Source organism: Chryseobacterium sp. 2TAF14 (assembly GCF_052115105.1).
Taxonomy (GTDB): domain Bacteria; phylum Bacteroidota; class Bacteroidia; order Flavobacteriales; family Weeksellaceae; genus Chryseobacterium.
Genome location: NZ_JBFRGA010000015.1, coordinates 19,606 through 28,354, shown reverse-complemented (window position 1 = coordinate 28,354; position 8,749 = coordinate 19,606). Strand labels below are relative to the sequence as shown.

Genomic DNA, 8,749 nt, shown 5'->3' with positions numbered 1-8,749 from the left:
GTTGTAATAGGTCGTGATAACAGATATTAGAGGAAAGTCTTGCATATCTTACAAATATCTGAAAAATTATTTTCATTAAATTATTTATAGAAAAACAAAATTATAATCTTATGGCACACAATATCAGACAGGTTTTCACAAAATAGTCTTAGATTTGTTATCTTAATACTATCATATGTGTGGAATTGCCGGGATTGTAAAGAGAAAAATTCTTGAAGAAAATTTCTATAAAGAGACTTTGAAAAATATGACCGATTCTATCGTTCATCGTGGTCCGGATGATGAAGGCCACGAGTTTTTTCAGAATTGTTTTTTAGGTTTCAGAAGACTGGCAATTGTAGATTTATCTAAAGATGGTCATCAACCGATGTATTCTGATACCAAAAATGAATGCATTGTTTTTAATGGCGAAATTTATGGTTACCGGGAGCTGAAAAAAGATTTGTCTCATTATCCTTTTCAGAGCAATACAGATACAGAAGTTATCTTATCGTTATTTCAAAAATTCGACTCTGAGCTTCCAAAGCACCTTAACGGAATGTTTGCTTTTGCAATCTGGGATGAAGAAAAACAGCAGTTGTTTTGTGCGAGAGACCGTTTTGGAGAAAAGCCTTTTTATTATGCAACCGGGAAAAATTGCGAATTTATTTTTGCATCGGAAATCAAGGCGATTCTGGCAACAGGTCTGGTTGATGCGGAGCTTAATGACGAAGCTGTTTATCATTTTCTGAGGCATATGTATGTTGACAGCCAGCAAAGTATTTATAAAAACATTAAAGTTTTATCACCTGCTCATCAGCTGATTTTAAAGGATGGTAAAATTGATATTTCCCAATATTGGAATCTTCCGGCTGAAGAATTGAAAATATCAGAAGACGAAGCGATTTCTACATTTAAAAATTTAGTTGAAGATTCCGTAAAAAAACAATTGATTGCAGATGTAAAAGTTGGCGCTTTTCTGAGCGGAGGTTTAGACTCCGGAACATTGGTGGCCCTTTCTTCGCAGAACACTCAAAATTTAACGACTCTTGGCTTTCAATATGAAGGTGACTGGGATGAAATGCCCGATGCGCGAAGCATTGCCGAAAAATATAAAACCGATCATAAAGAAGTTGCCCTTCAAAGTTCTGAAATCCCTGAAGTTTTGGCTGAAGTTCTTAAAAAAATGGACGAACCGATTGCTGATACAGCCATTTTAGCGACTTATACCATTTGTAAAGAAGCAGCGAAAAATATGACCGTCGTTATCACCGGAAATGCAGGAGATGAATTGTTTGGAGGCTATAAATGGTATCAAAAAGAAAAGGAAATTTTAGAAAAAGGAAGCGCAAATCCTTCACTTTTGCCTTTTTACAAAATAGGTTCTGCCGTTAGTGAGAAACTGGGTTTAGAAAAATCGAGACACTATTTTTTAGATAAAATCTTCAGAGCAAAATTTCCGGATATTGTTTCTTATCAGAAAGAGAAGGTGCATCATAATTTTTCTCATGCTGAAACTTTATCGTTGCTCAAAACCAACCAGAATTACGATCATCAGTATCCATTCAATTTAGATAAAAATAATCTGAATACCTGTATGAAGATGGATCTTACAAACATCATCCCCGGAGATTATCTGGTAAAAGATGACCGTATTGCAATGATGCATTCTATTGAGCTGAGAACTCCGTTTTTAGACAAAAATCTGGTTGAGTTTTGCTCTGCTCTTCCTTCAAAATATAAAGTAGATTCAGCCCAGACCAAAATTATCCTGAGGAAAGCTTACGGAGATCTGCTTACCCAAAATATCCTGACTAAGAAAAAGCAGGGTTTTGGCGCTCCAATTGCAGACTGGCTGAAAATTCCGGAGATGGAAAATTTAACGGTAAAAATTCTAAAAAATCCTTCTTCGAAAATATTTACAAAGTTAGATTTTGATGTGGTACAGAAACAACTGCATTACAATTATAAACATTGGTCCTTGCTTGTATTAGGAATCTGGATGGAGGAGCATGCGTGAAATTTATTTTGTAAACTTCCATTTTATTTCCCGCAAAATATAAAAAAGCTGTCCTTTGATGCCTCCATATTTGCCATAAAGTTTGAAAACTGATGAAGGTAACTTATTTTTAAGCTGATAATAATGCAATACGGCGTGGTATTTTTTAATTAAAAATAAACGTTGTGAATCAGTAAATTTATCATGGTAATCTGAAAAAATAATTTCATAAACCATCGCTTCGCCTACCTGTTTCTGATCTTTAAAAGAATCTACTCTGGTGAGGTTGATTTCTGAAGATCTCACACACATTTGGGTAGAATTTAAACCATAAATTAATCCGCCTTCAGAATAATCGATCCAGGCTACTAAAGGCGTTCCCCACGCTAAAGGAAAACCCCTGAACCCAATTTTTTCGTAAGAACTTCTTCTGAAAATATTTTCGCTTATGCTTGTGTGAGTCTGGTTATTTCGGTCTCGCCAAAATGTATTTATTGAGGTGTCGTATTCCGGATGAATAAGATCAGCGCCGCGTAATTTAGAATTTGTGTCGATTGAAGTTATCGCCGTTTTAATAACATTGATTTTTTTTTCGTCAACAACGGGTAAAATCCGATAAAATTCTTCTACAAAATTCTTTTTTGGGCAGTCGTCATCCCCCAAAATGCATATCCATTCTTCGTCTTTTGAGAAATCGATACACCTGATCCATTGTCCTTCCAGATCTTTGGCTCCGAGATTGTTTTCAAAAGATTTGTACGTGATATTTAAACTGCTGTATTTTTTTATGATATCAATAGGATCATTAGGACTGTTGTCATTTCCAATATAAACCGAGAAGTTTTTATTGGTCTGCTTTTCTAATGATTGTAAAGTTTCTTCGAAAAAATCAATTTTATAATAAGGAATGACAAATGCAAGTTTATTCATTTTTAGGATGATTTTGTGTTTGGTTTTAGCCTTAAATAATTAAAGCTAAAAATATTTTTGAAGAATATGATAGAGATAAGTCTCTTTATTTACCCTGTTATTTTCAATAAAATAATTTTCAATATCCGGAATATCGATATGGTAACCCGATCCGCTCCTGATGAGATTGATGTCTACTTTTTTACCGTAAAATTTTTCTACAATTTCCAGAATTTCGATAATAGAGTAATTTTTAACGTACGCTACATTTACAATTTTATTTAAAGACTGGCTGTCAATAAGATTAAAAGTGATATTCTTTATGTCTTCTACATCAATCAGATTGCGTGTTGCTTTGGTATGAACGTTAATTGTTTCGTTATTTTTTACCGCTCTCACGATATAATTCATCAGAAGATTTGGGTTTCCGCCTTTACCGGCTGCATTGCTTACTCTCAGAATAAGAAACCTGCTGCATTTGCTTTTTATAAGCTGCTCCATTTTCAGCTTGTGAAGAACATACACGCTATTTGTTTTCGACGAATCATAAATACTGCAGGTAGAAAAATAAATAAAAATTTTGTCTTTATTTTCGGTAATTGTATTATTAATCAGTTTTTCTTCTCTTAAAAATTCTTCGGGTCTGTCTTCTAAAGAATTTGAAACACCGGATGCAAAGAAAATAATGTTTTCTCTGTCACAATCTGTAAATAATGAAGCGATAAGACCTTTGCCTACAATCATTCTAATATTTTTTTTACGATTCTTTCTGAAGCTTTTCCATCGCCGAAAGGGTTGTTTTCACTTTTAAAAATATACTCTTCCGGATTATTGTAAATTAAATTAAAATTCGTTTTAATCTTTTCAATATCTGAACCTACCAAAACTCCGCAGTTACAGCTTACAACTTCCGGTCTTTCCGTTTCTTCACGTAAAATCAAGATTCTTTTTTGAAGACTTGGAGCTTCTTCCTGTATTCCTCCCGAATCTGAGATTATCAGTTTAGATTTTGCCATTTTTTTAATAGTTTCTAAGTAGGAGAGTGGCTCGGTAAAGTTGATGTTTTCCGGTTTTTCCTGATCGAAAGAATCAAGAATAATTTTTCTGGTATTTGGATTTGGATGCAGCGCCCAGTCAAATTGTGTTTGCGGATTTTCTTTAGCAAGCTGGCTGATTGCTTTTGCAATATTTTGTAAAGGCAAGCCGATATTTTCCCGTCGATGGGCGGTAATAAAAACAAGATCCTGATATTCTACCTTAATATTTTCTTTTTGAATAACATATTGAATCATGTCTACAATACTGTTTCCCACCGGCGAAATATGGTCTTCAGAAACATTTTCTCGCAGAAGGTTCTGCTTAGCTAAAACAGTGGGAGCAAAATTAATATCTGCAGTCATGGAAACCACACGTCTGTTAAATTCTTCAGGAAAAGGAAGTTTTATATCTGAAGTACGAAGTCCGGCTTCGATATGATAAAATTTTCTCTGTTCTAAAAAAGCAACCATTGAAGATGCCAATACAGTAAAAGTATCTCCCTGAGCAATAATTTTCCGGATGTTTTCTTTATGAACTAAATTTGACAGCTCGTTGATGAGTTTTGCAATCAGGTTTGAATTGGTAAAAGACAAAGATTGTACAGAAAGCCGGTGATGAGGTTGGATTCCGAAGCTTTTCTCCATTTCGGTCAGTAAAGAGTCGTGTTGCCCTGTATTGACAATGCAGATTTCCTGGTTTTGCCTTTTAAATTCGGTGATAATGGGAAAAACCTTGAGAAATTCAGGCCTTGTTCCGTATATAATTGCAATTTTTTCTTTCATCCAAAAATGGTTTTCAGTAAAAATAATAAAAACTTAAGATTTTAAACGCTTTACGATATGTTTTAAGAGCATTTTTAACGGAAACTGATTAAGAATTTCATCTGCAGAATACATTTTCATGTTATTTACAACATTATGGATTTCTTTTTTCCCGTTTTTCATTTCCACAATATTTTTTAAATGGAAATTTGCGTGAACGAAGTCTTTAAATGGATTTGGGGTATCTCTTTCGTGCCAAGTTCCCACAAAATGGTGACTGGCATAATTCTTAGGTAAATCAAGACAGAAATAGGTTGACGGATAAATAACGATTCCGTCTTCCAATTCCTGGTATTCATCTTTATTTGGATCCGCTTTATATTCTTTAACCAAAAGCTCCGAAACAAAAACGGTATTGGTAATAAGGTTAAAGTCTGTTTTTTTATCATAAAAATCCATCACTTTTTTTGGCCATGGATGTTCCGCTTCTGTCGCCCAAAGTGCAGTAAATGGCGAACCGGTGATTTCAAAACCTGAAAATGCACGGTGAACCAAAAACTCATCCAAAGAAAATTTTACCTCTACATCAATATCCATATAAATTCCGCCATGCTCAAATAATGCTAATGCTCTTGCATAATCGGATACGAAAGCCCATTTTTTCTGCTCAGAAGCTAAACGTACATATTCGCAGCAATTAATATCAAAATTAGTCTCATTCCATTCTGTTATTTCATAATCGGGAAGGTTTTTCTTCCAGGAATCTAAACATAGATAGAAAGATTCGGGCTTTGGTTTTCCGCCAAACCAGCAGTAATGTATTTTTTTTGGGATCATTTTTTATTTTTTACAGGCATCGATTTTAAATCCTTATCCTACTAAGTTACCAAGAATTTTTTAGTCGTAAAAATGATGCATTTCTACTTTTAAGAATATTTATTTTTCTAAGCATTTTAAGTGTTTTTATTTAATTCTAAGTAAGAAATCAAACCTTTATTTCTTGTCTAAAATTCTTCTGATGAAATAAACAATCATGTGGAATTTCAATTTTAAACTCCGGATGTTTTTAAGTTTTGAAACAAAACTTTTGTTATTTATACTTTCATAATCCCAATAATTTTTAGCAAATATTTTTCTGTATGCTGAAGAAAATTGGTTGTTATTCATTTTCTCTTTGTAAGCTAATGCAGCACCTTTTGGGCTGTTTAAGAATAAATTTTTTCCCTGAGCGGTCAGTCCGTCTTGTCTGTATTCAGCATTTACGATGGATTCATGGATGTATAAAAATTTATAATCAATATCCATTCTGTCAAAAACTACAGATTCAAGCATAAATTTTTCGCCTTTAAAAACAGGATATTCAAATTTTTTTGCCAAATCTGTCTTGAATATTAAAGTAAGTTCTCCGTCATAACCATATTTGTATTTGAGCTCATTTGTAGTCAGTACCAGATTATTATCGATCTTCTTTTGGTCTGGAATATTCTTATTTAAAATATTGATTGGTGATGCGATACCGATAATTTTATCTTCTTTATCAATAAAAGGTATTTTTTTTTCAACTGTTTCTACACCATTTTTTTGTAAAAAATCATCACTGTCTACAGTCACAAAATAGGTTGTTTTTATATGACTGAGCGCTGTATTTATGGCAACATGTTTCCCCTGGTTTTCCTGATAGATATAGACGATTTTAAAATCTGCATTGTTTTTAAAATTTTCTACAAGCTCTTTGGTAGTATCCGAAGAGCCGTCATCTACAATCATCCACTCAAAATTTTTGCTTGTTTGTGCAAGAAGCGAATCAAACAATTGCGGAAGAATATACGCACGATTATAAGTTGGTGTAAAAATGGTCAACCCGGTCATAGCTTCTGTAAAATTTTTGAAAATTCAATTCCCCAATTTTCCCAATTGAGTTCTTTATCATAAAGTTTGCGTGCATTTTCAGAATACTCTTGTGTTTTTTGAGGTAGCTTTAATAATTTTTCTATTTCATCCGCATAGTCATTTGCCTGAGCTTCGGGAGAAAGTAAAATACCGTTGTAGCCATCAATAACATGAGCAGAAACTCCGCCTGTATTTGTAGAAATTACCGGCAAACCATATCCTGCAGCTTCGCAGAAAGCAATAGGAGTGCAGTCTGCTTTAGTTGGAACAAACAAAAAATGAGAGCTTAGTAAATGTTGCTGAATCTGCTTAAACTCATCAGGATTATTTTTATTAAGAAAAGGAATTATAGTTACCCAGTCTGCTTTTATTTCGGGATTGCAACCCAGAATCAGCATTTTTATGGGATAGCCTTTTTCCTTTAAAATCTTTAAGCTTTCGTAAGCAAGCGCACCTCTTTTTCTGATCCAGTCAACAGCTAGAAACAGAAAAGTAAATTCGTCTGTATTTTTTCGATACTCAATTTTTTCCGGGACGATGATGTTGGCGCCGAATTTAATGGTCTTAACTTTTTCCTGGTTTATCCCATAAACATTGACCGCAAAATCTCTTGCCCAATCTGATGAAAAAACAGAATATGAGGCATTTTGCAATGCTTTTTTTTCTAAAAATTTTGTTTCAAGCTTTGAAAGTATTCCAAAACCTGAATAGTAAGGATAGTAATTCAGCAATTGGGCAACATTTGCGTCATTTAAATAAATTATCGGAATGTCGGTTTTTAAATACACAAAATCGTTAACATGGGTCGGATTAAAGAGCGCATCAAGCTTATATTCTTTTAAATTTTTTCCGAGCCGCCTCGCTGCGACTTTTGCTTTATACGTAAATAAATGACGGTTGTAACCTCTATTGAAAATTTTATTAAACCATTTTTCAATCAGCTGAAACCGGGCTTCTTCTTTTTCGGTAAATATTACTTTCGGGATCCAGACAACTTCATACCCCTGAATGAGCAGTTGCTCATACATTTTAAACATGGTTCCCGACCAGTTTTTTTTGTCTTCTAATGGCATTGAACTGTAGAATCCGATCTTCATTTCAGTATTTTATCTCTTAAAGTTAAAAATGGCAGCTCTAATTTTTTATACAAAATTGTGGAGATTGCCATCGTAATACCCCAAAATAAGAAAAAATTTACAATATCTGTCTGTATTTTAAATAATGGCAAGATCCAAAAAGTTACAAGCGAAAGATTTATCAGATACATCGAATACGATACCAGCGATATATGAATGATGCTGTACTGCAAAGCTTTAAATTTTATCTGCTTAATATTGTTCAAAAACGGTAAAGTAAGCATAATTGCTATCGACGTTAATGAAAAGGAAAGCAGATATTGAAACGGTTGATAAAGAGGTTCAAAATTATGAATAAGCAATACGCCGATGCAGCCTAAAATAAAGTTTCCGGTTTTATTTTTATTAAATACAGCCGGATAATACACGTAAAGCCATGCAGCCAAAACTCCATAAATGATAGCATCAATTCTTGTGATCACCTGCCGTACAAAGTAGCGATCGTAGATAAAGTAGTTTTTGGCTCCAAGATCAAAATAATAATAGACTCTTATAATGTTTGCAAATAATATGATTAAAATAATACCAATGAAAAAAAACTTTTTTCGGCTGTATTTTCTTAAAAAAGAATAAATTAAAAAAAATAGCAACGGACAAACCAGATAAAACCATTCTTCAACAGCTAAGCTCCAGGATTCCGGGAAAAAATGATCAATTGGATAGTATAAATTTTGAAGAAAAAAAGAATATTTAAAAATATAAAAACCTATATCTTTATTGTTTACGATGCCTTCAAGACCGATCAGTATCAACAAAATAAAATAATAATTCGGGAGCGTTCTCAGCCATCGTCTCGCCCAAAAATTGAAAATCTGCTTAAAAGAAATTTTTTCACTGAAAACTTTTATCATTATCCTGCCAATCAAAAATCCGCTCAAAACAAAGAAAACCGCAACTCCGTCAATTAAAAAAAAAGATAAAAATTTTTGAATGCTTTCGGGAAGATAAACTTTGCTGTGGGAAATCATCACCAGCAAAATAGCTATTGTTCGCAAAATATCCAGCCCTACAATTCTGTATCCTGACGTTGGCAATGA

The 8,749-nt window shown here is 33.5% G+C and carries 8 protein-coding genes; 1 reads left to right on the top strand and 7 read right to left on the bottom strand.

The features are described 5' to 3' along the window. Positions 1-175 precede the first annotated feature (175 nt). On the top strand, positions 176-1,999 hold the full coding sequence (asnB, locus tag AB4Y90_RS03515; RefSeq protein WP_441555998.1) for an asparagine synthase (glutamine-hydrolyzing): 1,824 nt from the start codon (positions 176-178) through the stop codon (positions 1,997-1,999). Positions 2,000-2,002: 3 nt separating this feature from the next. Here asnB and AB4Y90_RS03510 read toward each other — a convergent pair whose 3' ends face one another. From AB4Y90_RS03510 to AB4Y90_RS03480, 7 genes are all read right to left on the bottom strand, one after another. Continuing rightward, on the bottom strand, positions 2,003-2,908 hold the full coding sequence (locus AB4Y90_RS03510; protein ID WP_441555997.1) for a glycosyltransferase family 2 protein: 906 nt from the start codon (positions 2,906-2,908) through the stop codon (positions 2,003-2,005). Positions 2,909-2,953: 45 nt separating this feature from the next. Beyond that, positions 2,954-3,631, bottom strand: coding sequence for an NAD-dependent epimerase/dehydratase family protein (locus AB4Y90_RS03505; protein ID WP_441555995.1), 678 nt, complete (start codon positions 3,629-3,631; stop codon positions 2,954-2,956). Beyond that, positions 3,628-4,707 carry a non-hydrolyzing UDP-N-acetylglucosamine 2-epimerase gene (wecB, locus tag AB4Y90_RS03500; RefSeq protein ID WP_441555994.1) on the bottom strand — a complete coding sequence of 360 codons (1,080 nt, stop codon included), beginning with the start codon at positions 4,705-4,707 and terminating at the stop codon, positions 3,628-3,630. The genes AB4Y90_RS03505 and wecB overlap by 4 nt, the downstream gene beginning before the upstream one ends. Positions 4,708-4,740: 33 nt before the next feature. Next, positions 4,741-5,523: a glycosyltransferase family 32 protein gene (locus AB4Y90_RS03495; protein WP_441555993.1), complete on the bottom strand. Its 783-nt coding sequence runs from the start codon at positions 5,521-5,523 to the stop codon at positions 4,741-4,743. Between the two features lie 156 nt (positions 5,524-5,679). Further along, positions 5,680-6,555, bottom strand: a complete 876-nt coding sequence (locus tag AB4Y90_RS03490) for a glycosyltransferase family A protein (protein WP_441555991.1) — start codon at positions 6,553-6,555, stop codon at positions 5,680-5,682. Continuing rightward, positions 6,552-7,673, bottom strand: a complete 1,122-nt coding sequence (locus AB4Y90_RS03485; RefSeq protein WP_441555989.1) for a glycosyltransferase family 4 protein — start codon at positions 7,671-7,673, stop codon at positions 6,552-6,554. The genes AB4Y90_RS03490 and AB4Y90_RS03485 overlap by 4 nt, the downstream gene beginning before the upstream one ends. Further along, positions 7,670-8,746: an acyltransferase family protein gene (locus tag AB4Y90_RS03480; RefSeq protein WP_441555988.1), complete on the bottom strand. Its 1,077-nt coding sequence runs from the start codon at positions 8,744-8,746 to the stop codon at positions 7,670-7,672. The genes AB4Y90_RS03485 and AB4Y90_RS03480 overlap by 4 nt, the downstream gene beginning before the upstream one ends. Positions 8,747-8,749 lie beyond the last annotated feature (3 nt).

Coding starts and splice junctions, on each gene's coding strand:
- asnB (WP_441555998.1), top strand. CDS start 176: ATGTGTGGAATTGCCGGGATTGTAAAGAGAAAAATTCTTGAAGAAAAT.
- AB4Y90_RS03510 (WP_441555997.1), bottom strand. CDS start 2,908: ATGAATAAACTTGCATTTGTCATTCCTTATTATAAAATTGATTTTTTC.
- AB4Y90_RS03505 (WP_441555995.1), bottom strand. CDS start 3,631: ATGATTGTAGGCAAAGGTCTTATCGCTTCATTATTTACAGATTGTGAC.
- wecB (WP_441555994.1), bottom strand. CDS start 4,707: ATGAAAGAAAAAATTGCAATTATATACGGAACAAGGCCTGAATTTCTC.
- AB4Y90_RS03495 (WP_441555993.1), bottom strand. CDS start 5,523: ATGATCCCAAAAAAAATACATTACTGCTGGTTTGGCGGAAAACCAAAG.
- AB4Y90_RS03490 (WP_441555991.1), bottom strand. CDS start 6,555: ATGACCGGGTTGACCATTTTTACACCAACTTATAATCGTGCGTATATT.
- AB4Y90_RS03485 (WP_441555989.1), bottom strand. CDS start 7,673: ATGAAGATCGGATTCTACAGTTCAATGCCATTAGAAGACAAAAAAAAC.